General features: G+C 72.0%; 24 protein-coding genes. 15 read left to right on the forward strand and 9 right to left on the reverse strand.

Going from position 1 to position 24,206, the window contains the following annotated elements:
* The 12 genes from V5O40_RS24455 to V5O40_RS24510 all read left to right on the forward strand — a co-directional run.
* The coding region (locus V5O40_RS24455) for a D-alanyl-D-alanine carboxypeptidase family protein (RefSeq protein WP_408631941.1) at positions 1-1,229 on the forward strand (1,229 nt) is incomplete at its 5' end.
* Position 1,230: 1 nt separating this feature from the next.
* Positions 1,231-2,046: a M15 family metallopeptidase gene (locus V5O40_RS24460; protein ID WP_332907639.1), complete on the forward strand. Its 816-nt coding sequence runs from the start codon at positions 1,231-1,233 to the stop codon at positions 2,044-2,046.
* 279 nt (positions 2,047-2,325) lie between these two features.
* A complete protein-coding gene (locus V5O40_RS24465; protein WP_332907640.1) occupies positions 2,326-2,505 on the forward strand; it encodes a hypothetical protein in 180 nt (59 codons plus the stop codon).
* A gap of 172 nt (positions 2,506-2,677) precedes the next feature.
* Entirely contained in the window at positions 2,678-3,709 is a 1,032-nt protein-coding gene (locus tag V5O40_RS24470) for an extracellular catalytic domain type 2 short-chain-length polyhydroxyalkanoate depolymerase (protein WP_332907641.1), read from the forward strand.
* 131 nt (positions 3,710-3,840) lie between these two features.
* Positions 3,841-4,746: an ion transporter gene (locus V5O40_RS24475; RefSeq protein ID WP_332907642.1), complete on the forward strand. Its 906-nt coding sequence runs from the start codon at positions 3,841-3,843 to the stop codon at positions 4,744-4,746.
* Between the two features lie 105 nt (positions 4,747-4,851).
* On the forward strand, positions 4,852-7,674 hold the full coding sequence (locus V5O40_RS24480) for a Na+/H+ antiporter subunit A (protein WP_332907643.1): 2,823 nt from the start codon (positions 4,852-4,854) through the stop codon (positions 7,672-7,674).
* On the forward strand, positions 7,671-8,141 hold the full coding sequence (locus V5O40_RS24485; protein WP_332907644.1) for a Na(+)/H(+) antiporter subunit C: 471 nt from the start codon (positions 7,671-7,673) through the stop codon (positions 8,139-8,141). Before V5O40_RS24480 ends, V5O40_RS24485 begins: the two co-directional genes overlap by 4 nt.
* Positions 8,138-9,709: a Na+/H+ antiporter subunit D gene (locus tag V5O40_RS24490; RefSeq protein ID WP_332907645.1), complete on the forward strand. Its 1,572-nt coding sequence runs from the start codon at positions 8,138-8,140 to the stop codon at positions 9,707-9,709. Before V5O40_RS24485 ends, V5O40_RS24490 begins: the two co-directional genes overlap by 4 nt.
* Positions 9,706-10,314: a Na+/H+ antiporter subunit E gene (locus V5O40_RS24495; protein ID WP_332907646.1), complete on the forward strand. Its 609-nt coding sequence runs from the start codon at positions 9,706-9,708 to the stop codon at positions 10,312-10,314. The genes V5O40_RS24490 and V5O40_RS24495 overlap by 4 nt, the downstream gene beginning before the upstream one ends.
* Positions 10,311-10,607: a monovalent cation/H+ antiporter complex subunit F gene (locus tag V5O40_RS24500; protein WP_332907647.1), complete on the forward strand. Its 297-nt coding sequence runs from the start codon at positions 10,311-10,313 to the stop codon at positions 10,605-10,607. The genes V5O40_RS24495 and V5O40_RS24500 overlap by 4 nt, the downstream gene beginning before the upstream one ends.
* Positions 10,604-10,981: a monovalent cation/H(+) antiporter subunit G gene (gene mnhG, locus V5O40_RS24505; RefSeq protein WP_332907648.1), complete on the forward strand. Its 378-nt coding sequence runs from the start codon at positions 10,604-10,606 to the stop codon at positions 10,979-10,981. The genes V5O40_RS24500 and mnhG overlap by 4 nt, the downstream gene beginning before the upstream one ends.
* 488 nt (positions 10,982-11,469) lie before the next feature.
* Positions 11,470-12,669, forward strand: coding sequence for an RtcB family protein (locus V5O40_RS24510; protein ID WP_332907661.1), 1,200 nt, complete (start codon positions 11,470-11,472; stop codon positions 12,667-12,669).
* On the opposite strand, the gene V5O40_RS24515 is transcribed toward V5O40_RS24510, so the two are convergent.
* Positions 12,659-13,672, reverse strand: a complete 1,014-nt coding sequence (locus tag V5O40_RS24515) for a hypothetical protein (RefSeq protein ID WP_332907649.1) — start codon at positions 13,670-13,672, stop codon at positions 12,659-12,661. The two genes, V5O40_RS24510 and V5O40_RS24515, sit on opposite strands and share 11 nt — an antisense overlap.
* Before the next feature lie 183 nt (positions 13,673-13,855).
* On the opposite strand from V5O40_RS24515, the gene V5O40_RS24520 reads away from it, so the two are divergent.
* Positions 13,856-15,052: an MFS transporter gene (locus V5O40_RS24520; RefSeq protein WP_408631942.1), complete on the forward strand. Its 1,197-nt coding sequence runs from the start codon at positions 13,856-13,858 to the stop codon at positions 15,050-15,052.
* 8 nt (positions 15,053-15,060) lie between these two features.
* On the opposite strand, the gene V5O40_RS24525 is transcribed toward V5O40_RS24520, so the two are convergent.
* Genes V5O40_RS24525 through V5O40_RS24535 form a run of 3 tightly spaced genes read right to left on the reverse strand, consistent with a single transcriptional unit; the run spans position 15,061 to position 16,648 of the window.
* Complete coding sequence (locus tag V5O40_RS24525) at positions 15,061-15,909, reverse strand: alpha/beta hydrolase (RefSeq protein ID WP_332907651.1); 849 nt, start codon at positions 15,907-15,909, stop codon at positions 15,061-15,063.
* On the reverse strand, positions 15,906-16,052 hold the full coding sequence (locus V5O40_RS24530) for a hypothetical protein (RefSeq protein WP_332907652.1): 147 nt from the start codon (positions 16,050-16,052) through the stop codon (positions 15,906-15,908). The genes V5O40_RS24525 and V5O40_RS24530 overlap by 4 nt, the downstream gene beginning before the upstream one ends.
* Positions 16,049-16,648, reverse strand: a complete 600-nt coding sequence (locus V5O40_RS24535) for a TetR family transcriptional regulator (RefSeq protein ID WP_332907653.1) — start codon at positions 16,646-16,648, stop codon at positions 16,049-16,051. The genes V5O40_RS24530 and V5O40_RS24535 overlap by 4 nt, the downstream gene beginning before the upstream one ends.
* Before the next feature lie 80 nt (positions 16,649-16,728).
* Here V5O40_RS24535 and V5O40_RS24540 point away from each other — a divergent pair, with 80 nt between their 5' ends.
* Complete coding sequence (locus V5O40_RS24540; protein ID WP_332907654.1) at positions 16,729-17,886, forward strand: FAD-dependent oxidoreductase; 1,158 nt, start codon at positions 16,729-16,731, stop codon at positions 17,884-17,886.
* Positions 17,887-17,914: 28 nt separating this feature from the next.
* Here V5O40_RS24540 and V5O40_RS24545 read toward each other — a convergent pair whose 3' ends face one another.
* The 5 genes from V5O40_RS24545 to V5O40_RS24565 form a co-directional block, all read right to left on the reverse strand.
* Positions 17,915-18,745 (reverse strand): NPP1 family protein, encoded by an 831-nt coding sequence (locus tag V5O40_RS24545; RefSeq protein ID WP_332907655.1) that lies wholly within the window; start codon positions 18,743-18,745, stop codon positions 17,915-17,917.
* A gap of 197 nt (positions 18,746-18,942) precedes the next feature.
* Complete coding sequence (locus tag V5O40_RS24550; RefSeq protein ID WP_332907656.1) at positions 18,943-19,827, reverse strand: Gmad2 immunoglobulin-like domain-containing protein; 885 nt, start codon at positions 19,825-19,827, stop codon at positions 18,943-18,945.
* Positions 19,824-21,332: a HAMP domain-containing sensor histidine kinase gene (locus tag V5O40_RS24555; protein ID WP_332907657.1), complete on the reverse strand. Its 1,509-nt coding sequence runs from the start codon at positions 21,330-21,332 to the stop codon at positions 19,824-19,826. Before V5O40_RS24555 ends, V5O40_RS24550 begins: the two co-directional genes overlap by 4 nt.
* Positions 21,333-21,345: 13 nt before the next feature.
* Complete coding sequence (locus V5O40_RS24560) at positions 21,346-22,026, reverse strand: response regulator transcription factor (RefSeq protein WP_332907658.1); 681 nt, start codon at positions 22,024-22,026, stop codon at positions 21,346-21,348.
* 98 nt (positions 22,027-22,124) lie between these two features.
* The gene (locus tag V5O40_RS24565) at positions 22,125-22,712 is read right to left on the reverse strand and encodes an AMIN-like domain-containing (lipo)protein (RefSeq protein WP_332907659.1); all 588 of its coding nucleotides are present in this window, start codon (positions 22,710-22,712) and stop codon (positions 22,125-22,127) included.
* Between the two features lie 229 nt (positions 22,713-22,941).
* Between V5O40_RS24565 and V5O40_RS24570 the strand changes: the two genes are divergently transcribed.
* Entirely contained in the window at positions 22,942-24,123 is a 1,182-nt protein-coding gene (locus V5O40_RS24570; protein WP_269741806.1) for a snapalysin family zinc-dependent metalloprotease, read from the forward strand.
* Positions 24,124-24,206: the final 83 nt, after the last annotated feature.

The following is a 24,206-nucleotide window of genomic DNA, read 5'->3' on the forward strand; positions in this document are numbered from 1 at the left end:
CCGCACTTCCCGGGGCGGGGGCGGCCGCCCGGCTGGCCACCCCCCTGGTCCCGGTCGCCGCCGCCCGGGCGGCGGCGCTGGTGCGGTGCCCGCGTCCAGCGCCGCCCGCCCCCGGCCCCACACCTACGGCGGCGCCGTCACCGGACCCGGTGCAGCGGGCCGTCGGCGGACCCCGGCTGGCCACCTCCGGTCTGGTGGTGCCGCCGGGCGTACCGAAACCGCCGAAGGTGGCCGCCACCTCGTGGCTGGTGGCGGATCTGGACACCGGCGACGTGCTGGGCGGCTGCGGTCCACACGAGTACGCCACCCCGGCCAGCGTGCAGAAACTGCTGTTGGCCGCGACCATGCTGCCGAGACTCGATCCGGCCGACGTCGTCACCATCACCACCGGTGACCTCGACATCGAACCGGGAAGTTCCGCGGTGGGGCTGGTGGCCGGCGGCCGGTACCGGGTGGAGACGCTCTGGCTCGGGTTGCTGCTGCGCTCGGGGAACGAGGTGGCGAACGCGCTGGCCCGCCTCGGCGGTGGCCCGGACGGCATGGCCGGCGGGGTACGGGCGATGAACGAGCAGGCGAAACGGCTCGGCGCGTACCAGACGCACGCGGCGACCCCCTCCGGGCTGGACGGTCCCGGGCAGTTCACCAGCGCGTACGACCTGGCTCTGATCACCCGGGCCTGTTTCGACGACGCACGTTTCCGGCGCTACGTGGCCACCCGGGAGGCGACCGTCCCGGCCCAGCCGAGGCAACGCGCCAAGGGCTTCACCATCGACAACGACAACCAACTGCTCTACCACTATCCCGGCGCCCTCGGCGGCAAGACCGGCTACACCGATCTGGCCCGGCACACCTACGTCGGCATCGCCGAGCGGAACGGACGGCGGCTCGTGGTGACGTTGCTGGGCGCGGACGTGATCGACAAGCGGGGTTGGCAACAGGGCGCGGCCCTGCTCGACTGGGGATTCGAGCTGCCCTCGGCGGCCTCGGTGGGGGTGCTGGTGAGCCCGGGCGCGGCCACCGGCTTGGCACCGCCGGCCACCGTACCCCCGCAGGCGTTGCCCGGCGGCGCGTCCGGCGCGGAGACCGCGCAGGCGGCGACCCTGGCCGGTCGCCTGCGGACGGCCTCCCTGATCGGCCTCGTCATCGGGATGACGCTGCTCGCGGGCGGCCTGGTTGGCCGCCGTCGCTGGCGGCACCGCACCGCCACGACGCGCGCCGGCCGGCGGTGAGATGACCTCGCCGCGCACCCTCGCCCGGGTGGGCCTGACGGTGACGGCGACGCTGGCGCTGGTGGCCGGTGGCTGCGGAGGGGGCGACGAACGGGAGCCGACACCATCACCACCGTCGCCGTCGGTGTCGCCGGGCTTCGTCGTGCTGTCCGATGTCGACGATCGCATTCTCACCGACATCCGGTACGCCACCGCGGACAACTTCGTCGGCCGCCGCGTCGACGGCTACCAGGAACCGCTGTGCCTGCTCACCGCCCGCGCCGCCGAGGCGCTGCGCCGGGTGCAGGACGCGGCGCTCGCCGCCGGTCGCAGCCTCAAGGTGTACGACTGCTACCGCCCGCGGCGGGCCACCGACGACTTCCTGGACTGGGCCGCCCAGCCGGCGCAGGACGCCATGAAGGCCGAGTTCTACCCTCGGGTGCCGAAGACCGAGCTGGTCGACCGCGGCTATCTCGGTGCACCCAGCGCACACAGCCGGGGCAGCACCGTCGACCTCACCCTGGTCGACGTGCCCCCGCCCGAGCGGGCCCCCGTCGAGCCTGGTCGGCCGTTGGCCTGCACCGCCCCGTACGCGCGGCGTTCCGCCGACAACAGCGTCGACATGGGTACCGGCTTCGACTGCTTCGACCCGCTGTCGCACACCGACTCGGATCGCGTCGGTCCCATCGCACGGCAGAACCGGCGGCAGCTCCGGCACCTGATGACCGAAGGTGGTTTCGTCGGCTACGACCGGGAGTGGTGGCACTTCCGTTACCGCGACGAACCCTGGCCCGACACCTACTTCGACCTGCCGGTGACCCGCTCCTCGGCCGGCTGACCCCGTCCAGGCTCAGCGCGGCCCGTCGAGCCTGACTGACCCGACGAACAACCGCCACGCGGACGGGCCGAACGCCAACCCACCGGCATCCGTGGGTCGGGCCGGTCGCCCGAGGCTCCCGTCCCGGTAGCTGAAACACGAATGCGTGATCTTGGACATTTTCCGTTCGCGAGTAACGGAAGATCTCCAAGATCTCGTCCCTATTGCGCGGGAGGGGACGGGCTGTGTCGTGGGCAGAATGGTTGGTCGCGCGAACGGTGTCGTGGGCAGGCTAGTGAGGTGGGGGCGGACTTCAGCGGTGAGGTGGCGGCGTACTACGGGAGGCATCGGCGCGGTTACCCGCCCGAGATGCTCGACGCCCTGGCCGCCGCGTACCGGCTCGAATGCTGCCCTGGGCGGGCGGGACCACGTCACCGAGCGCGTCCAGGGGCGTGGTTGCAGTTCGGCGTCGTGGACTGATCGCAGCGACCGGGCACAGCGGAGACCGCAGTAGGGGCCGTCGACAGTGATCGGCACCACTGTGCGGCCCGGTGACGTGTGGGTCGCGGTCATGTCGGCGGTGACGCAGGTCACGTTAGCGTCGCCGTACGCCGACACCACCGCCGGCGCTCACCGAACCACAGGGAGCGTCATGATCAGACCTGTCTCGCGCCTGCTCGCCGCCGCCGTCGCGGCCCTGCTGCTCACGCCCGCGATGCCGGCCCAGGCCGTCACCACCCCGCACACCAAGACCCCCGTGTCCGGAAGCCTGTCGACCTACCGCATCTCGGGCGTGTACGTCGCCGGGGTCTCCTCCGGCGCCTACCTGGCCGGCCAACTCCAGGTGGCCTACTCGCAGCGGATCAGGGGAGCGGCGCTGTTCGCCGCCGGCCCCTACTACTGTGCGCAGAACAACGTCGCGCAGGCGCTGTACGGCTGCGGCGACAACATCTACCCCACGTATCTGAGCAGCCTCCAGACGTACACCCGGACCTGGGCCGGATACGGCTGGGTCGACCCGGTCAGCGGGCTGTCCGGCGAGCCGGTCTACGTGTTCCACGGTGGATCCGACCGCACGGTGAAGCGGTCGGTCAGTGACGACCTGGTCCGCTACCAGCAGCACTTCGGTGCCAGCGTGCAGTACGACAGCGGCTCCTCGGCCGGGCACGGCTGGGTCACGCCCTACGGGACGGTGGGCTGCACGGCCACGGCCGCGCCGTACCTCAACGACTGCGGCACCGACCCGCAGCGCACCTTCCTGGGCAAACTGTTCGGGTCGGTCCAGTCGCCAAACACCGGACCGCTCGGCGGCACGCTCGTACGGTTCAACCAGAACAACTTCGCGGTGAACGGCTGGGCCAACGGCCTGAGCATGGACGCCAACGGCTTCGCCTACGTCCCGTCCTCCTGCGCCTCAGGCGCGAGTTGCCGGCTGCTGGTGGCGCTGCACGGTTGCCTCCAGGGGCACAGCCGGGTCGGCACCGCCTTCGTGGACCGGGCCAACCTCAACCAGTACGCCGACACCAACGCCACGATCGTGCTGTACCCCCAGGCCATCACCAGTCCCGGCAACCCGAACGGGTGCTGGGACTGGTGGGGGTACCTCGGCGCCACCAACTACCCGATCAAGGGTGGTGCCCAGGTGGAGACGGTGATGAACATGGTGCGCCGGTTGGGTGGCTGAGCGCGGCCGGCGTCGGCCCGTACGCTGTCGTTCATGAATGCCGTACGTCAGCACACCGCCGACGCACGGTGGGCGGCCGCACCGGCCCCGGTGTCCGCACCGGGGCCGGTCGCACGATGAGCGGTGCACCGGTGCCGGCTCCGCGAGGTGGACCGGCGCGTACCGGCAGGTTGTTCGGGTGCTGTGCCCGACTCGCCGCGTCCCGCTCCTTCGAGATCGCCATGGTCGGGGTCATTCTCGCCAACGGCGTCGTGCTCGGCCTGGAGACCTACCCCGACCTGGGCCCGGCGGGCACCGCGTTGCGCGCGTTGGAGTGGGCCTTCCGAGCGGTCTTCGTCGTCGAGATCAGCATCCGTATGCTGGCTTACGGTCGCCGCCCACAGGACTTCTTCCGGCACGGCTGGAACGTCTTCGACTTCCTGGTGATCGCCGCGATCTTCATCCCCGGCCTGCACGGCGACTCGGCGCTGCTGCGGGTGATCCGGGTGCTGCGGATCGTCCGGCTGGTGCGGTTCTCACCCGGCCTGCGCACGATCGTCGCCGCGCTGTGGCGCAGCCTGCCCGGCATCGGTGGTTTCTTCGCCCTGGCGGTGGTGACGCTCTACGTCTACGGCATGGCCGGCTGGTTGATCTTCGGCGAGGCATATCCGGAGCAGTACGGAGACATCGGCCGCTCGCTGCTGACGTTGTTCGTGCTGCTGTCGCTGGAGACGCTGCCCGACCTCATCGAGCAGGGGATGGAGTTCTCGCCCTGGACGGTGCTGTACTACGCCAGCTTCGTGGTGATCACCGTCAACCTGCTGCTCAACATCCTGGTCGCGGTCTTCGTCAACTCGATGGAGGAGGCGCGACGGCTGGAGATGACCGAAGGGCTGGACCCCGGCTACGACTCCGACGGGGACGGTGTGCCCGACGAGGTGGACCGGATCGCGATCAGTCAACGTCTCGACGACCTGCGGACGCTCATCGTCGAACTCGAACGGGAGTTGCGCATCGACCGTGACGACGGACGACTCCGCCGCGTCGGCAGGGAGTGACCGCCGACCAGCGCGTCCGCCTTTGACCAGAATCACGACGCCTGGGGATAACGGGCGTCACCGGATAGGGTCGTTACACCGGCTGATGATCTCTGGGGAGGGTGCGTGCTGGCACTGGTGGCGGTCCATGCGCTGACAGCCGTGATCGCCCCCGGTCTGGTGCGACTCTGGGGGCGCAACGCGCTCTATCTGGTGGCGCTGGCACCGGGCGCGACGCTGATCTGGGCGCTCACCCACGCCGCCGGCGTACGCGACGGTGTGCCGGTGGTCGAGACGGTGCCGTGGGTGCCGAGACTCGGGCTGGAACTCGCCTTCCGGATGGGCACGCTGTCCTGGCTGATGGTGGTCCTGATCGGTGGGGTCGGCGCGCTGGTGCTGGCCTACAGCGCCCGCTACTTCCGCACCGACGACCCCGGCCTCGGCCGTTTCGCCGCCGTCTTCGTCGCCTTCGCCGGTGCGATGCTCGGCCTGGTCGTCTCCGACGACCTGCTGCTGCTGTACGTGTTCTGGGAACTGACCACCGTCTTCTCCTACCTGCTGATTGGCAGCGATCCAGCGAAGCGGGCCAGCCGGCGGGCCGCCATGCAGGCCCTGCTGGTGACGACGCTGGGCGGCCTGGCGATGCTCGCCGGGTTCGTCATGCTCGGCCGGCACGCCGGCAGTTTCCGCTGGTCCGAGATCGCCGGGAACCTGCCCGGTGGCGGCTACCTCACCGTCGCCGTGGTGCTGATCCTGCTCGGCGCCCTCAGCAAGTCGGCGATCTTCCCCTTCAGCTTCTGGCTGCCGGGTGCGATGGCGGCACCGACGCCGGTCAGCGCGTACCTGCACGCCGCCGCCATGGTGAAAGGTGGGGTGTTCCTGGTCGCCCTGCTGGGGCCGGCGCTCGCCGAGGTCACCCCGTGGCGGCCGGTGCTGCTGACCGCCGGCCTGCTCACCATGTTCCTCGGTGGGTGGACGGCGTTGCGTCAGACCGACCTCAAGCTGCTGCTGGCCTACGGCACGGTCAGCCAGCTCGGCCTGCTGACGGTGGTCCTCGGCGCCGGCACCCGCGACACCGCCCTGGCCGGTGCGGCGATGGTGCTCGCGCACGCGCTGTTCAAGGCCACCCTCTTCCTCACCGTCGGGATCATCGACCATGCCGCCGGCACCCGGGACCTGCGCGAACTCAGCGGGTTGGGGCGACGGGCGCCGGCGCTCGCCGTGGTCGCCGGCCTCGCGGCGGCCTCGATGGCCGGCCTGCCGCCGATGGCCGGTTTCGTCGCAAAGGAAGCCGCCGTCGAGGCGCTGCTGCACGGCGGTGGGCCCGAGCTGGTGGTGCTGGCCGGTGTGGTCCTCGGCTCCGCGCTGACCGTCGCGTACACGCTGCGGTTCCTCTGGGGCGCCTTCGCCGGCAAGCCGGGCGTCCCGACCGCCGAGGTGACGGCCGTGTCCTGGCCCTTCCTCGCCCCGGCGGCGGCGCTGGCCGTAGCCGGGGTCGCGGCCGGACTGCTCGCCCCGGCGGTGGACCGGCTGCTCACCCCGTACGCCGACCGGTTTCCCGGCGCCGAGTCGGGCTACCACCTGGCGCTCTGGCACGGGCTGACCCCGGCGCTGGGGCTGTCGGTGCTGGCGGTGGCCGGCGGTGCCGCGCTGTTCCACCTGCTGCGCCGGGAACGGGTGCGGGCCACGCTGCGGCTGCCCTTCGACAGCGCGACCGGCTACACCCGGTCCGTCGGTGCCGTCGACCGGTTGGCGGTGGAGCTGACCGGCGCCACCCAGCGTGGCTCGTTGCCGTTCTACCTCGGCGTCATCCTGGTGATGCTGGTGCTGCTACCCGGTGGGGCGCTGCTGATCGGGGCACCCTGGCCGCAGCGGTTCCACGTCTGGGACAGCCCCCTGCAGGGGGTCGCCGCCGCCGTGGTGATCGTGTCGGCGGTGCTGGCGGCCCGGGCCCTGCGCCGCCTCACCGCGATGATCCTGGTCGGCGTCGCCGGCTACGGCACCGCGCTGCTGTTCATCCTGCACGGCGCACCCGACCTGGCGCTCACCCAGTTCCTGGTGGAGACCGTCACCATCGTCATGTTCGTGCTGGTGCTGCGCCGTCTGCCGGTGACGTTCTCGGAGCGGCCGATCCGGTCCAGCCGGCGTGGTCGCGTCGCGATCGGGATCGCGGTGGGCGCGGTCACCGCCGGCATGGCGTACGTCGCCACGGGCTCCCGTCAGGCCGTCCCGATCTCCGTCGGCTTCCCCGACGAGGCGGTGTCGTACGGCGGCGGCAAGAACATCGTCAACGTGGCCCTGGTCGACATCCGGGCCTGGGACACGATGGGTGAGATCGCCGTGCTGGTGGTGGCGGCCACCGGCGTGGCCAGCCTGATCTTCCGGCGTTCGGGTGACCTGCATCGGCGCGCCGAGATTCCCGGTGGCGGCCGGCCCGAGTCGACCTGGCCGCGTTGGCTGACCACCGGTGCCACCACCCGCGCCCAGTCGGTGGTCCTCCAGGTGGTGACCCGACTGCTGTTCCACGCCATCGTGCTCTTCTCCATCTACCTGCTGTTCAGCGGCCACAACGCCCCGGGTGGCGGCTTCGCCGCCGGCCTGGTGGCCGGTCTCGCGCTGGCCGTTCGTTACCTGGCCGGCGGGCGTACCGAACTCAACGGCGCGGCACCTGTCGACGCCGGTGTGGTGCTCGGTGCCGGGCTGTTCGTCGCCGTCGGCACCGGGGTGGGCGCGATGTTGCTCGGCGGCGAGTTCCTGCAGAGCGCGGTCCTCGACTTCCACCTGCCGGTGCTGGGGCACGTCCACTTCGTCACGTCGGTCTTCTTCGACGTCGGTGTCTACCTGATCGTCGTCGGTCTGGTGCTGGACATCCTGCGCAGTCTCGGCGCGGAGATGGACCGGCAGAGTGAGACCGAGGATGCCGAGATCCGGGAAAGGGAGCTGGTGTGACCCCCAACCTCACCTACGTGATCGTGGTCGGCGTGCTCGTCGCCGCCGGGGTGACACTGCTGCTGGAACGCAGCCTCACCCGGGTGCTGATGGGGGTCATCCTGCTCGGCAACGGGGCCAACCTGCTGCTGCTGACCGGCGGACGGGCCGGTGGCGCGCCGATCGTCGGCACCACCGAGCCGGAGCAGATGAGCGATCCGCTGCCCCAGGCGATGATCCTCACCGCCATCGTCATCACCCTCGGCATGACCGCGTTCCTGCTCGCGCTGGCGTACCGCAGTTGGCATCTCAACGGGCACGACGAGGTGCAGGACGACGTCGAGGACCGTCGGATCATGGATCTCGCGATCCGCGACGAGGGTCCGGGCACCGCCGACACCGAGGGCGGCAGCGACGACGGCGACGGCGAGCCGGCCGGCGACCCCCGGCCGGTCGCCAACGTGGTGCAGGCGGGTCGGGCCGGATGACGTACCTCGTTCCGCTGCCGGTGGTGATGCCGCTGCTCGGCGCGGCACTGACGCTGCTGCTGCTCGGTCGGCCGCAGGCCCAGCGCTGGATCAGCCTCACCGTGCTCACCGCCACCGTGGCGGTGTCCGCCACGCTGCTGGTGCAGTCCAGCCTGCACGGCCCGCTGGTGGTGGAGGTCGGCGGCTGGGTCGCCCCGTTGGGCATCGTGCTGGTCGCCGACCAGTTGGCCGCACTGATGCTCGTGGTCTCGGCGACGGTGACGCTCTGCGTGCTGGTGTACTCGATCGGGCAGGGTATGGCCGACGGCCACGAGGAGACGCCCCTGTCGGTCTACCACCCGACCTACCTGGTGCTGACCGCCGGTGTCTGCAACGCGTTCCTCTCCGGTGACCTGTTCAACCTCTACGTCGGTTTCGAGATCCTGCTGGTCGCCAGCTATGTCCTGCTGACCCTCGGCAGTACGGAGAACCGGATCCGCGCCGGCACCACCTACGTGGTGGTGAGCCTGCTCTCCTCGGTGATCTTCCTGATCGCGATCGGTCTGGTCTACGCCGCGACCGGCACGCTCAACCTCGCGCAGCTCGTCGACCGGCTGGACACCCTGCCGGACGACCTGCGCCTGGTGTTGCAGGGCATGCTGCTGTTGGCCTTCGGGATCAAGGCGGCGGTCTTCCCGCTGTCCGCCTGGTTGCCGGACAGCTATCCGACGGCACCGGCCCCGGTCACCGCGGTCTTCGCCGGTCTGCTCACCAAGGTCGGTGTCTACGCGATCATCCGCACCGAGACGCTGCTGTTCCCGGGCGGACGCACGGCCACGCTGCTGCTGGTGACGGCGGTACTGACCATGGTGGTCGGGATCCTCGGCGCGGTGGCGCAGTCGGACATCAAACGGTTGCTGTCTTTCACGCTGATCAGCCACATCGGCTACATGCTCTTCGGGGTGGGCCTCACCTCGTCGCTCGGCCTGTCCGCGGCGATCTTCTACGTGGTGCACCACATCACCATCCAGACCACCCTCTTCCTCGCCGCCGGTCTGGTCGAGCGCCGGGGCGGCAGCACCGCCCTGGACCGGCTCGGCGGCCTGGCGCGGCTGTCTCCGCTGCTCGCCGTGCTGTTCTTCGTGCCCGCGCTGAACCTCGCCGGCATACCGCCGTTCTCCGGGTTCCTCGGCAAGCTCGGCCTGATCCAGGCGGGTGTCGACGACGGCGGTGCGCTGGCCTGGATTTTGGTGGCCGGCGGTCTGGTCACCAGCCTGCTCACCCTCTACGCCATCGCCCGCGTGTGGAATCTGGCCTTCTGGCGGACGCCGCACGCCGACATGCCGGCCGACGACGACGCCGCCGAGGCGGCCCGCACCGAGGGTGCGATGGAGCCCGACCGGAGCGGCGGACGGTCGGGAGCGGTGCTGCCCGGCCTGATGATCGCGCCGACGCTCGCGCTGGTGGTGCTCGGGCTGGCGTTGACCGTGGTCGCCGGTCCATTGTTCGACCTCAGCACCGACGCCGCCGACGACCTGTTGCGACGGACCCCCTACGTCGACGCCGTCTTCCCGGGAGGTGCGCCGTGAGATCCGATCCGTCGACGGAGCCGACCGACCCGGCACGTCCGCCGCTGAGCCGCACGGCCCGGCGACGCAACCAGGTCGTCGCGGTGACCGCGTTGGTCGCCGTCTGGGTGCTGCTCTGGGGCACCTTGTCCTGGGCCAACATCATCGGTGGCCTGGTGGTGGCCGCCGTCCTGCTGGCCGTCTTCCCGCTGCCGCCGGTGACCTTCGCCGGCCGCCTCCGTCCGTTGCCGCTGCTCCGCTTCTGGCTGCGTTTCCTGCGTGACCTCGTGGTGGCTTCCGCGCAGGTGGCCTGGCTGGCGGTGCGGGTCGGCCACACCCCGCGGAGCGCGATCATCGCGGCGCGGCTGCGGGTCAACACCGACCTCAACCTCACGCTCACCGCCGAGGCGTTGTCGCTGCTGCCGGGCAGCCTGATCCTGGAGGCCGACCGGCGGACCGGCACGCTCTACATCCACGTGCTGGGCGTGACCAGCCGGGACGAGGTCGAACGGTTCCGCCGGGGCGTGCTGGAACTGGAGGCCCGCATCATCGAGGCCATCGGCTCACCCGAGGAGTTGCGCCGCGTCCGGCAGACCCCGGCCGACCGGGAAGGGGTACCCGCATGAGCGCGGTCGCCGTGATCGTCACCGTGCTGCTCGCCGTGGCCGGTGGGCTCACCCTCACCAGGATCATCCGTGGGCCGTCGATCCTCGACCGGGCCGTGGCCACCGACGTGCTGCTGGCCGTCATCGTCGCGGCGATCGCCACGGAGGCCGCCTACAGCCGGGACGCCACCGCGTTGCCGGTGCTCGTCGTCCTCGCCGTGCTCGGCTTCGTCGGCTCGGTGAGCGTCGCCCGGTTCGCCGCCCGACGCGACGACACGTCCACCTCGGGTCCGTCGGACGGGAGCCGCGAATGAGCCTGGACGTGGCGTTAGACGTCGCGGCCTCGATCTGCCTGATCGCCGGGGCGTTGCTCAGCCTGGCCGCCGGGATCGCGTTGGTGCGCTTTCCCGACCTGCTCACCCGGATGCACGCCGCGGCCAAACCACAGGTGCTGGGACTGCTGCTGGTGCTGGTCGGCTGCGCGTTGCGGCTGCGCACCGGGGTGGACATCACCACGCTGGTGCTGGTCGGGGCCTTCTCCCTCGCCACGGCCCCGGTCGCGGCGCACATGGTCGGTCGGGCCGCGTACCCGCACGAGGACATCCGCACCGACCTGCTGGTCACCGACGAACTCGCCGCCCACCTGGACCGGGTCGCCGAGGAGCGGGAGCACTCGGCACCGGCCTGACCAGTCCCTCGACGGCCGGCGGGTCTCGCCCTCCGCACAGCTGCGCCAGCCGGGACGGCGTCGCCGGTCAATATCCATTGCGGGCGCGGCGAATCCTCCCTAGCCTTTCCGGCATCAGGTCGATCACGACGGGAGCCGGAAGGAGTATGCCGTGCGAGAACTGAACCGCAGCCAGGTCGGTCGTTGTTCGTGGTGCCCCGCCGTCGCGCTCGCCGGCAGATCCGCCCTCCTGACGACCAGCGGGTAGCCCCGGCGCTCGGCACGTCGCCGCAGGGCAGACCCTGACCGGCACGGATTCGCCGACGATTCCGCGACCGCCCCAACCGATCCAAGCTGCCTCCGGCATCTCTCACACCAACCCGCCACGCGCGCCCACGCGGCCGTGGATCATGCAATTGTGGTCACTCCAAATCGGGGCAAAAGCTGCATTCCATCGACCACAGGTGCATGATCGTCGGGCTTCACCGCAGAACCAGGAGAACATCACCATGGGTTTCAGCCTGCTCGCGGGAACGCGGGCGCCGGTGCGGGTGTGGACCGACCCGTACGCCATCGAGCCGCAGGCCGCGCGGCAGCTGCGCAACATCGGCGCGCTGCCGTGGGTGCACGGCGTCGCGGTCATGCCCGACGTGCACTTCGGTAAGGGCGCCACGGTCGGCTCGGTCATCGCGATGCGACAGGCGGTGTCACCGGCGGCCGTCGGAGTCGACATCGGCTGCGGCATGTCGGCGGTGCGTACCTCGCTGACCGCCGCCGACCTGCCCGACGACCTCGCCGGGCTGCGTCGGGCGGTCGAGGACGCCATCCCGGTCGGCTTCGCCCAGCGCGACGAGCCGGTCAACCCGCGCCGGGTGCGAGGGCTGGAACAGCGCGGCTGGGAGGACTTCTGGCGGCGCTTCACCGACCTCGACCGGAGGGTGGCGCAGCTGGAGACGCGGGCGAAGCGGCAGTTGGGCACCCTCGGTGGCGGCAACCACTTCATCGAGGTCTGCCTGGAACAGGGTGGCGCCGACGCCGGCCGGGTCTGGCTGATGCTGCACTCCGGATCCCGCAACATCGGTAAGGAACTGGCCGAGCGGCACATCGCGGTGGCGCGCCGGCTGCCCCACAACGCCGACCTGCCCGACCGGGACCTGGCGGTGTTCCTCGCCGGCACGCCCGAGATGGACGCCTACCGCCGGGACCTGTGGTGGGCGCAGGAGTACGCACGACGCAACCGCGCCGTCATGCTCGCCGTCCTGATGAACCTGATCCGGGACCGGTTCCCGCAGGTCGGTTACGACGAGCCGATCAGCTGCCACCACAACTACGTGGCGGAGGAGACCTACGAGGGGGTGGACGTGTTGGTGACGCGCAAGGGCGCCATCCGGGCCGGCCTCGGTGACCTAGGCATCATTCCCGGTTCGATGGGCACCGGCTCGTACATCGTCCGTGGTTCGGGCAACGACTGGAGCTACCGCTCGGCCTCGCACGGGGCGGGCCGGCGGATGTCCCGGGCACAGGCCAAGCGGACGTACAGCACCACGGACCTGGCGGCACAGACGTCGGGTGTGGAGTGCCGCAAGGACGCCGGAGTGGTCGACGAGATCCCCGGCGCGTACAAGGACATCAACGAGGTGATGGCGCAGCAGGATGACCTGGTCGAGGTGGTCGCCCAGCTCAAGCAGGTGATCTGCGTCAAGGGCTGAGGTTCGGTCGGCGCCCGTCGGGGGGCGGGCGCCGGCCGTACCCGTCGTCCCCCGTGGTGATCTCCGCGGGCCAGTCCGGGGCGTGCGCCTCGGCGAGCCGGTGCCAGGTGGCCGCGCCGCCCCGCAGGGGCCAGGCGCGGGTGGTGCCGTGACCGGTCCCGACACTGCCCAGCTCGCGGGCGAGACGGCGGTGCGTGGCGGCGAGCGCCTCGTCCGCGCCGGGCGTGCCGGTGCCCACCTGGTGTCGGACGGCCTCGATGGTCGTCGCGTAGCGGCGCACGACGGTGTCCGTGTCGGCGTCGACCTGGCGCTGGCTCACCGAGGAGAGCCGAAGCAGCGGCGGCGGTCCGTCCTCGGCGAGCGCGGCGGCCAGTCGATCGTGACCGTCCAGCACGACGTGGCAGTCGAGGCCGCTGATCCACCAGAGCAGCACCGGCGGCAGGACGCCCTCCCGGAACTGCTTCCGATACGCCTTGACCCGTCCGTCGTCGGGGCTCGCCAGCGGGCGCAGTGGCAGGACCTGGTGCCGGTCCCCGCTGAACCAGTCGATCCAGCCCCGGTCATGGCACAGCGGCGCCGGTAGCCGTGTCGCGCCGACGTTCAGGTGATCGACGTCGCCGCCGATCACCCAGCGGCCGGCATACAGCGGGCCGGCGCCGGTCCCGGTCAGCGCGGTGGCGAAGTGCTGGGCCCACCGCGCGTGCCAGGCACCGCCCGCGTCGGCGGTGCCGAAGGCCGCCGCCCGGGCCGCGCGGATCGGCGGCACCGGCGGGCGGTGGTGGCCCGTCGCGGCGTACGCGACGCCGAAGTGGTCGTCAGCCACCCGTGCCAGCAGCAGAACCGCGTCGCCCCGCCGCAGCACGAGCAGGCCGCGTCCGGCCGCCTCCATTCGCAGGGCGGGGCGCGTCGGCTCGCCGACGTCGAGAACCAGCGCCGCCCACGCGCCCTCCGCGCTCGACGCGGGAAAATTCGTCCGGCGCACTGCGGACTTGGTCTCGGCCACGGACCCATCATCGATCACCACGACCGCCGGCCGCCCACGATTAACCGTGCGGGCGTCCCTGGCTTCGAACACAGGGGACGACCGCCGAAAACGGTTTGACGAGGCACATATTCTGATCCTCCGTACTTCCGGCGGACCGTGAGTCGCGAGGGGGCCCTGCCCTCTCGACACTCAGGAGCCGCAATGCGCCGGGCACCCACCGTCACCGTTCTTCTCGGCACCGTCGTACTGGACATGCTCGGGCTCGGCCTGATCGTGCCGATCGTGCCGGCTCTGATGACCTCGGTCACCGAGGACGTGGCCGCCGCCGTCTTCTGGTCCGGTCTGCTCGGGTCGGTCTACGGGCTGCTCCAGTTCGTGGTCGCGCCGCTGCTCGGGAGGCTGTCCGACCGCTACGGCCGCCGTCCGGTCCTGCTCCTGTCGCTCACCTGCCTCGGCGTCGACTGGTTGGCCCACGCGGCGTCGCCCAGCCCGTGGACGCTGCTGGCGTTCCATGCCGTCGCCGGTGCCTGCGCGGGGACCTACACCGTGGTCAACGCCTACCTCGCCGACGTCACGGAACCCGAGGCGCGGGCGCACGCGTACGGGCTGATCGGTGCCGCGTTCGGGCTCGGCTTCGTCGCCGGTCCGCTCCTCGGTGGCCTGCTCGGCGCGGTCGACGTACGCCTGCCGTTCCTGGTCGCCGCCGCGCTCTGCTTCGCCAACGTCGCCTATGGCTGGTTCGTCCTGCCGGAGTCGCGTCCCGGTGACCCGGGCACTCCGTTGACGCTGCGGCTGGCGAACCCGGTCGGTGCCGTCGCCGCCGTCCTGCGCCGACCGGTGCTCGGTCGCCTCGCCCGCGCCCGATTCTGCGCCGACGTCGCCCGGATGACCCACCAGTCGACCTGGACGTTCTTCCTCACCCACCAGTTCACCTTCGACACCGCCCAGATCGGCGTCGTGCTGGCCGTTTCCGCGCTAGCCGGCGCGCTCTACCAGGCCCGGGCCGTGGGACCGCTGGTGCGGCGTCTCGGTGACAAGCGCGCCGCGGTGCTCGGTAGCCTCCTCGGTCTCGCCTCGCTCTGCGGCACGGCGTTCGTGTCGGTGCCGTGGCTGCTGTATCTCCTGTGCGGGGTCGGGGTGCTCGGCTCGCTCGCCGGCGTCGCCGCGCAGGCCTGGATCTCCCGCACCGCACGCGCCGACGAGCAGGGCGCCGTGCAGGGCGCGCTGACCGGCATCGGCGCCGTCGCGGAGACCGTCGTGCCGATCACGGCCGGGGTGGCGTTCGGCTGGTCGCTGACGTACGCGTCACCGGGGTCGGTCTATCTCGGTGCGGCCGTCTTCGCGGCCGGGGCGGCGCTGCTGCTGGCCGCGACGCCCGACGCCCCGCACGGGCGGTGAAGCAGGTGTCAGGTGTCGGTCGACCGCCACAGCCATCGCAGCGCGTCGGGCAGGAGGACGCCACCGTGGTTGGGGTTGTGGCCACCGTCGCCGAGCACGAGCCGGAAGTCGTAGCCGGCCTCGGCCAGGGCGGCCGCGACCCGCAAATTGTGGGAGAGCCAGTTGCGGCGCGGCTCGTTCCAGTGCAGATCCCGATGACCGGCCTGCACGAAGATGCGCAGCGGCTTGCGCGACTCGCTGGCGATGGCCGCCGGGTACGGATTCCCGTCGGGCATCTGGGCGAAGCTGGACAGGCAACACAGCACCCGCCGGAACCTGTCCGGGCGCAGCCAGGCGACGGTGAACGCGGCATTGCCGCCGCTGCTGCCGCCACAGATGGCCCACCGGTCCGGATCCTCGGTGATCGAGTAGCGTGCGGTGACCTGCGGGATGATCTCGGTCAGCAGGAAGGTGGCGAGGCGTTCGTCGAACGCGTCGTACTCCACGTTGCGGTTCTTCGGCTGCTCGGCGTCGGAGAGGACGCCAGGGTCGACGAACAGACCGACGGTGACCGGGATGTCGCCGTGGTGGACGAGGTTGTCCAGGACGATCGCGCCCCGGACCTCGCCGGCCGGATCCAGGTACCACTGCCCGTCGAGGAACACGACCAGCGAAGCCGGCCGTGCGGGGTCGTACCGGGCCGGCAGGTGCACCCAGAACCTGCGCGAGGTGCCGGGATAGATCTCGCTGGCGTCCCAGCGGAACTCGATGGTCTGACCTGCCGGCGTGCCCGGCTGTCGGCGGGAGTCGGGGCCGTGCTGGTAGCGGACGTCCGACTGATCGATGGCGAGGGAGCGGAACGGAACCTCAACGGTCACCCGGCGACGCTACGAGCCGTCGTCACGGCGGGCAACGACATTCCGCGTCGCAGGGCGGCAACAGCGGCCTCGGCCAGCCGGATGCCGGTGCTGAGGCCGGCAACTCCGGCGCCGAGGACGACGACGTCCGGACGTACGGTCATGACGGCTCCCTCAGCGACGCGGTGGTCGTCAGGGCGGTGATGGCGCGGCGGACGCGGCTGGCCGCCGCCGGGTCCGCTCCGTCGGTGAGGGCGACGTGGTGCAGCGCCCCGACCACCGCCACGGCCAGCGCCTCGGTGTCGGCGGCCGCGGGTAGCCGTCCGATGTGCCGCTCGGCGGTCAGGTAGCCGGCGACGGTGCGTTCGAGTGCCGGCAGCGCGGCGCTTCCGCTGCCCAGTACCGCTTCGACGGCCTGCGTCAGGCTCGGCCGGTACGCGAACAGTCGGGTGACGGCGAGCAGCGTGATCATCGGGGTGGCGAGCAACGCCTCGCCGAGGTTCGCGTCGACGGTGCCGGTGCCGGCGCGTTCGCCGAGCCCGGCCGTGGTGGCGGCGATGTGGAAGCTCCGGTCGACCGCGTAACCGGTCAGGAAGTCATCGAAGCTGGCGAAGTGGGCGAACAGCAGCCCGGTGGCGACGCCGCCCTCCCGGGTTACGGCTCGGCTGGTGAGCTGGCTGGGCCCCACTGCCGCGATCACGCGTTCCGCGGCGACGAAGAGGTGCTGCCGAGGCTCGGTGATGGCGACTCCGCGGGGCATGCGGGCAGTCTACGCACCCTTGCGCCCAAATGAGCATGCGCTCATCATGGTTGAGCAAACGCTCATACTTGGGGGTCCGAATGAAGCGAACGGTGATCGTCGGTGCCGGCATAGCCGGTCTCGCCACCGCCCGGCGACTGGCGAACGACGGTTGGCGGCCGATCGTCGTGGAACGTGCCCCAGCCCGGCGCAGTGGCGGCTACCTGGTGAACCTGCTCGGCGCGGGGTATGCCGCCGCCGAGCGGCTCGGTCTGGTTCCCGCCCTTACCGAGCGCGCGCTGGGCCTGTTCACCACCGTGCTGGTCCGAGCGGACGGTAGGCCGAAGCTCACGGTGCCCTCGGTCGTCGCGGAGGCCGCACTGGGCTCCCGCACCATGACGGTGTTCCGGGGCGATCTGGAGGACGTGCTGTACGAGGCGGTCCGCGACCGGGTCGAGATGCGCTTCGGCACCACCGTCGATCGCGTCGACCAGGACGCCGACCGGGTGGTGGTCACCCTCAGCGACGGCACCACCGAGGAGGCCGACCTGCTCGTCGGCGCCGACGGCGTGCACTCCACGACTCGGACGACACTGTTCGGTGCCGGTCATCGGGTCGACCTGCCGTACGTGGTGGCGGCCTTTCCGCTCGCCCACCCGCCCGAGGCCGTGCCCGCCTCGTCCGCCGCCACGTTCATCGGTCCGGGACGTACGGCGGCGCTGGTCAACCTGGGTCCGGGGCGCTCCTCGGCCTTTCTCACCTACCGATGCCCGGACCCGGACCGGGAGCTGGCGCGCGGCCCGGTGCCCGCGTTACGCGCCGCCTTCGGCGACCTGGCCGGCGGCGTACCCGAGGCGCTGCGTGACCTGGAGGCCGATCCGGGCGTCGCCTACTTCGACCGGGTCAGCCAGGTGAAGGTGCCGCAGTGGAGCGTCGGTCGGACGGTTCTGCTCGGTGACGCTGCCTGGTGCGTCAGCCTCTTCGCCGGGCATGGCGCTGCCCTGGCGCTCGCCGGTGCCGACCGGCTCGGCGCCGCCCTGACGCGGCCCGGTGACGACGTCCGGTCGGCGTTGACGTGGTGGGAGGCGGGCCTGCGCGCCGAGGTCGTCAAGCGGCAGGCGCTCGCCCGCCGTGGCGTGTACCAGTACGCGCCGCCGAGTGGCCTGCAGGTCTGGCTGAACGAGGTCACGATCCGGGCGGTCACCCTGCCCGGCATTCGTGGCCTCGTCCGTCGCGGCATCGAACGCCAGAACCGGTGACCGCGTGGCCGCCCCGGCGCGCGGTCGGTCAGCCGTACGGGTCGAAGGGGATCCCGGCGGGCTTGGCGGCGTTGAGCAGGTACTCGAACGAGCCATCTTTGATCTTGATGGTGGCGGCGCCGAAGTCGGCGTCCATCAGCCGGGTGCGCAGCTCGGTGCTGGGCCAGCCGTTCCAGTCGACCACCGGCGGGTAGTGCCAGACGTGGTAGTGGTTCTCCGGCGGCTCGTCGTTGTTGTTGGCGAGCCGGAAGAAGTGCGTCGACGCGCCGTCCTTGTGGTAGACGACCTTCGGATGGGTGCCGTCGAACCGCACCTGCGAGCGCGGGTAGGTGCGCCGGCTGCTGTGTTGGGTGGTGCTCACGTACTCGACCCGGTCGGCTGCCTGGTCGACCCAGGAGATGACGTGTTCCCAGTCGTGCCGATGGCCGCCGAGGCCGCTGCCGTGCACGGCCTGGTCCTTCTCGAAGTAGCTGGCGTAGACGATCGCGCACCAGCCGTTGTTGCACTTGGCGCGGGCGTACGTCTGCGACATGTCCAGATCGGAGCGGTCCCGGCAGCTGCCGTTGATCGCCCCGGTGGTCTTCAGCCCGCCGTTGACCGTGCCGTCCGGGCTGATCGCCGACACGGCGTAGCAGCCGTCGGTGTCGTAGTCGTAGGCGGGCGAGAACGACGACTCGTAGCCACCGGCGTTGTGCGGCAGGTTGGGCAGTGAGTTCGCGTGTGCCGGTGTCGCCGGGACCAGGATGCCGAGCGCGGCCAGCCCGGCGACGAGCCGGGCCGGCCAGCGCCGGTCGGACCTCGGCGGCCGGCCGGTGGTCAGGATCGGTGGGGGAGATGACGGCGATGACACGGGATCCATTCGTCGCCTTCCTCGGCCGGAGCGCCCGGTGGGACACCGATGCGTGAGCATCTATATCTCACGCCGACGGAAGGCCGGTCAACGCTGAACACGAGGCAGATTCCTTAACGGTCGGTGTGGCCGGTGGCGCCGGCGTCACCGAGCCACTGAACTACGGCCTCGCACAGCGGTCGAGCAGCGTCGGCACCCGTCGCCGGTCAGCTCCGCGCAGCGGCGGCCAGGGTCACCGGCACCGCGACCACCTTCGTGCGGGAACCGTCGACCGCCGACACCTCGTACACCTCGATCGTGCCGGCCTGCTCCTTCGGCAGCCGGTATCGCACGGCGACGCGGTAGGTGCCCCGACAGCCGGTGCCGCAGGTGGCGGTGGTGAAGGCGGTGGCGAGCTGGCGGCCGGCGGCGTCGAGCACCCGGACGGTGACGGTCGCCTCGAACACGTCGGCGCTGCCGGCGACGGTGACCGGGCTGGTCACCCGGTCGCCGATCACCGGTCCGGTGACCACGATCGGCGGCAGCAGGTCGGTGTGGGCGGCGCGGCCGGCCGGCGCGGCGGTGCCGAAGTCGACCTGTCGCACGGTGGGGAACTGGGTGAGGGTGTAGACCACCTGCGCCTCGCGTAGTCGGGCGGTGACCGGGTCGGCCACGGCGGCCAGCCGGACGCTGGCGACGCCGTCGGCGATCCGGCTCACCTCGGCGCCGTCGGGCAGCAGGGTGACCAGACCGGCGTCGGCCTCCCGCCGGGTCGGCCCGGCGGCCAACTCGGCCAGGGCCAGCCGGGAGGTGGCCACCGTGGCGGGTCGGGTGCGTCGGGTCGGCACGAGCCGCCCGTCCCGGACGTACCACAGCTCCAGGGTGAGGGTCGCCGGCCGGGCGACGCCGGTGGTGCCGGTGCGCGGCGTGGCTGGTGCGGGGGTGCCCGTGGGCGGCGACGCGACGGTGGCTGACGGGCCGGCGCTGGTGGGAGCTGGCACGGTCGGCGCGGCGACGGTCGGCGCCGGGCCGAGCGAGCCGGACCGCGCCGGCGCGCACCCGGCGACCAGCAGTACCAGGGCGACAAGCGTCGCGAGTCGGCGGCGGCTCATCCGGTGCCGCCGGTCGGCTCGGCCCCGCGCCCCTCGGGCAGCTCGGCGCGGGCCCGCGCCGACCCGGCGTGCTCGGTCCCGGTACGCGCCGACGGGACGCCCTCCGGGGCGGCGTCCGGCAGGTCGAGGCGGAAGCGGGTGCCGACGCCGGGGGTGCTGTGCACGGTCAACCGGCCGCCGAGCAGCCGGGCGTTCTCCAGGGCGATGGCCAGACCGAGCCCGCTGCCTCCGCCGGAGCGCGCCGGGTCGACCTTGTGGAACCGGTCGAACAGGCGGGGCAGGTGCTCGGCGGGGATGCCCGGCCCCTGGTCGTCGACGTCGACGTGCACCCGGTCACCAGCGCGGGCCGTCCGTACCCGGACCGCACCGGCGCCGTGCTGCACCGCGTTGGCGATCAGGTTGCCCAGCACCCGCTCCAGTCGGCGCGGGTCGGTGCGAAGCCGCAGTGGGCCGCCGTCGACTGTCACCCGACCAGACCAGCCGCGCGCGGCCACGATCCGGCGCGCCAGGGCCGGCGCGTCCACGTCGGTCACGCTCACCGCCTCCCGCCCGGCGTCCAGCCGGGAGATCTCCATCAGGTCCTCCACCAGCCGGCGCAGCCGGACCACGTCGGTGACCAGCAGCTCACCGGCGCGCCGGGCGTCGCCGGGCAGCTGGTCGAGGTGGTCGCGCAGCAGCGAGGCCGCCCCCACCAGCGCGGTCACCGGGGTACGCAGCTCGTGCGCCACGTCGGCGGTGAACCGTCGCTCCCGTTCCTGCGCGCGGTGCAGGGCGGCGATCTTCGCCTCCAACGCCTCGGCCATCTCGTTGAACGACGCGGCCCACCCGCTGAACTCGTCCCGCCCGGCCACCGGCAGCCGGGTGGCGAGCAGGCCCTCGGTGATGGCCCTCGCGGCCCGGCTGGCCCGCCCCACCGGTTCCAGGGTGCGTCGGGCGAGGGTGTGCCCGACCGTGGCGGCCAGCAGCACCACGAGCATCCAGCCGGCGCCGAGCGCGTTGCGTAGCTGCTCCAGCCCGGCGGCGAGGTCCCGCTCGTCGGTGATGACGTACAACTCGGCGGTCGAGCCGGGAATCCGCCCACCCACCACGAGCAGCCGGGTCGGTCCGAGGCTGCGCTGGTAGCCGAGTTGCCCGGCCGCGACGGTGCTCCGCAGCCGCTCGGTCAGCGGCGGCGCGTACGCCGGGTCCGAGGGCCAGCTGTCCTCGGCGACCAGCACCACGTGCCGGCCGCTGCCCTCGAAGCTGGTCAGCAGTTCGGTGCGGCGCTGCTCGGTCAGCGGCAGGAACTGCCCGGCGAGCACCAGCCGGTACCGGGCGTCGGCCGCGGCGGCGTGCAGCGACGCGTCGTAGCGGGCCTGCCGCAGCAGCAGGTACGACCCACCGGCGAGCACCCCGGCGGAGATCCCGGCGACCAGCACGAACGCGATGGTCAGCCGGCGGCGCAGCCGGGCGGGGCGGACCGTCTGCCGGTCCGCTGTCGTCGCCGGTGGCGGCTCGCTGCCCATCGCCGTCGCCCGCTCACCCGGCGACGAGCTTGTATCCGGCGCCGCGTACGGTGCGGATCAGCCGAGGGTTGCCCGGGTCGGTCTCGACCTTGGCGCGCAGCCGCTGCACCGCCACGTCGACGAGCCGGCTGTCGCCGAGGTAGCTGTGGTTCCACACGCGGTCCAGCAGCAGCTCCCGGGTGAACACCTGGCCGGGCCGGCGGGCCAGCTCCAGCAGCAGCCGGAACTCGGTCGTGGTCAGCGGCAGCTCCGCACCGTCCCGGCGGGCCACGAACGCGCCGGGGTCGATCTCCAGGTCGCCGATCCGCAACGGCCCGGGCTCGGGCGGCACCACCGCCCGGCGTAGCACCGAACGGACCCGGGCCACCAGCTCGGGCAGGTCGAACGGCTTGCGCAGGTAGTCGTCGGCGCCGCATTCCAGGCCGACCACCACGTCGATGGTGTCGGTACGGGCAGTGAGCATGAGGATCGGCACCGCACTGCTGCGTCGGATCTCCCGACACACCTCGAGACCGTCGACGCCGGGCAGCATGACGTCCAGCACGATCAGGTCGACGGTCCCGGCCCGCCAGGTGGCCAGGGCCTGTCGGCCGTCGGCGGCGGTCGCCACCCGGAAACCGGCGCGGCGCAGCCCGAGGGCGATGACCTCCCGGATGGAGGCGTCGTCCTCGACCACCAGCACGCGGCCGTCCATGACGCACCCAGGGTAGTCCCGGGCGGCCGGCAGGTCGCTCGGCGTGACGGGCGAAGACGGGGGTCCGGCCGGCGCCGGACCCCCGTCGCGACGGTCGGTCACTCCTGCCACTGGTGTGCCACGTCGAGCACGATCCGGCTGTGGTCCCCGGGGCCGGTCAGCACGAACACCCGGAACGGCAGCCGGGCGCGGACACCGACGGCGAAGGTGCTGTAGCCCTCGAAACTGCCGCCGAAGACCACGTCGCGCAGGGTCTGGTAGCGCAGCACGTTCGCCACGTGCTCGCCGGTCCGGTACGGCACCGTCGCGAGGTGCTCGTCGTCGTACGCGGGGGCGCGCAGCGAGACCCGCAGCAACGCGCCACCGGCGGTGTACGGCGACAGCGCCAGCCCTTCGCCCTCGGTGTACGTCTCGCCGTAGCCGACCGAGTAGCCGCTGACCGGGCCGTCGAACTCGAACACCACCCGGTCGTGACAGTCGTGCCGACCGGTCCGCACGTCGACGAGCGGCGCCGAGCTGAGCGTCCCGGCGGTCTTGTCCGTACTGCCCCAGGTGATCCCGCAGTACGGTGAGCCGGTCGCGGCCTGCCTGGCGGCGGTGGGTGCGGCCGTGGTCGGCGTGGCGGTCGCGGCGATCAGCGTGGCGAGCGCCACGATCAGCGTGGTGACGGTCCTTCTGATCCTCATCTTCTGCTCCCTTCCGGCCCGCCGATTCCTGGGACGTGCGGGCTCGACCTGGTGGAGTCCCACCGTCGCGTCGCTTCGCCACGGCAGTTTCGCCGTGGCGTAACGCGCGGGTAACAGCGGTGGGCGGTATGACGCTTTCGCGATGACAGCCAGCGAAGAACGACAATTAATATTCACGCACATCGATAGCGGCGTGTCGGCGCGCCGCTCAGTCCGCAGGGAGTGCGTGATGATCCGACGACAACTGCTGCGCGCGGCCACCGCCGCGCTGGCGGCGGTGCTGGCGGCGACGGGGCTTCAGGTGGCCACCGCCGCCGGCGCCTCGGCGGCCCGGACCGTCTACTACGACGCCAGCCGGGCCGGCGAGTTCCGGACCAACTTCGACCAGGCCGCGCAGATCTGGAACAGCCGGGTCAGCAATGTGCGGCTGGTGCCCGGCACGCCCGCGAGCGTCACCATCTACGTCGACAGCGGCTGGCCCCGGGCGCAGGTCACCGGGCTCGGCTCCGGGCGCATCTGGATGGGCTGGCAGGCGGTCGACCAGGGCTACCACCGCACCCGGATCGCCACCCACGAGTTCGGTCACATTCTCGGTCTGCCCGACCGGCGCACCGGGCTCTGCTCCGATCTCATGTCCGGCAGCAGCGCGCCCGTCTCCTGCACCAACGCCTACCCCAGCGCGGCCGAGGCGAGCCGGGTCAACCAACTCTTCGCCGGCAGCAGGAGCGCGTCGGCCGCCGGCAGCTACACCTGGACCGAGGACACCGGTGTCGGGATCCTCGTGGTCAACGGTCGCCCGGCCACCGAGAACTACCCGTGGCTGGTCTACACCTCCGGCTGCACCGGCACCCTGATCAAGGCCAACTGGGTGGTCACCGCGCGGCACTGCCCGACCCCGTCGTCGGTGCGGGTGGGCAGCATCAACCGCACCAGCGGCGGCACTGTCGTCCGGGTCAGCCGGGCGGTCAACCACCCGAGCATCGACGTCAAGCTGTTCCAACTCGCCAGCTCGGTCAGCTACGCGCCCGCGCCCATCCCGACCACCTCCGGCGCCGTCGGCACGGCCACCCGGATCATCGGCTGGGGCCAGACCTGCGCACCCCGGGGCTGCGGCTCCGCGCCCACGGTGGCACACGAGTTGGACACCTCGATCGTGGCCGACAGCCGGTGCAGCGGCATCAACGGCCCGTACGAGATCTGCACCAACAACACCAACGGCAACGCCGGCGCCTGCTACGGCGACTCCGGCGGCCCGCAGGTGCGCCGGATCAACGGCGTGTGGAACGTGATCGGCGCGACCAGCCGAGCGGGCAACAACAGCTCCACCTGCGCCACCGCCCCGTCCATCTACGGTGACCTGCCCTCGATCCGCTCCTGGATCAACTCCCAGGTCGGCGGCCTGCCCTCCTGACCCGCACCGTCGCGCTCAGGCAGGTGGTGGGCCCCAACGGGGCCACCACAGCCAGATCGGCACGGGCGTGCGGGGGGCGGGGC

The sequence above is a fragment of the Micromonospora palythoicola genome, from assembly GCF_036689795.1.
Taxonomy (GTDB): domain Bacteria; phylum Actinomycetota; class Actinomycetes; order Mycobacteriales; family Micromonosporaceae; genus Micromonospora; species Micromonospora palythoicola.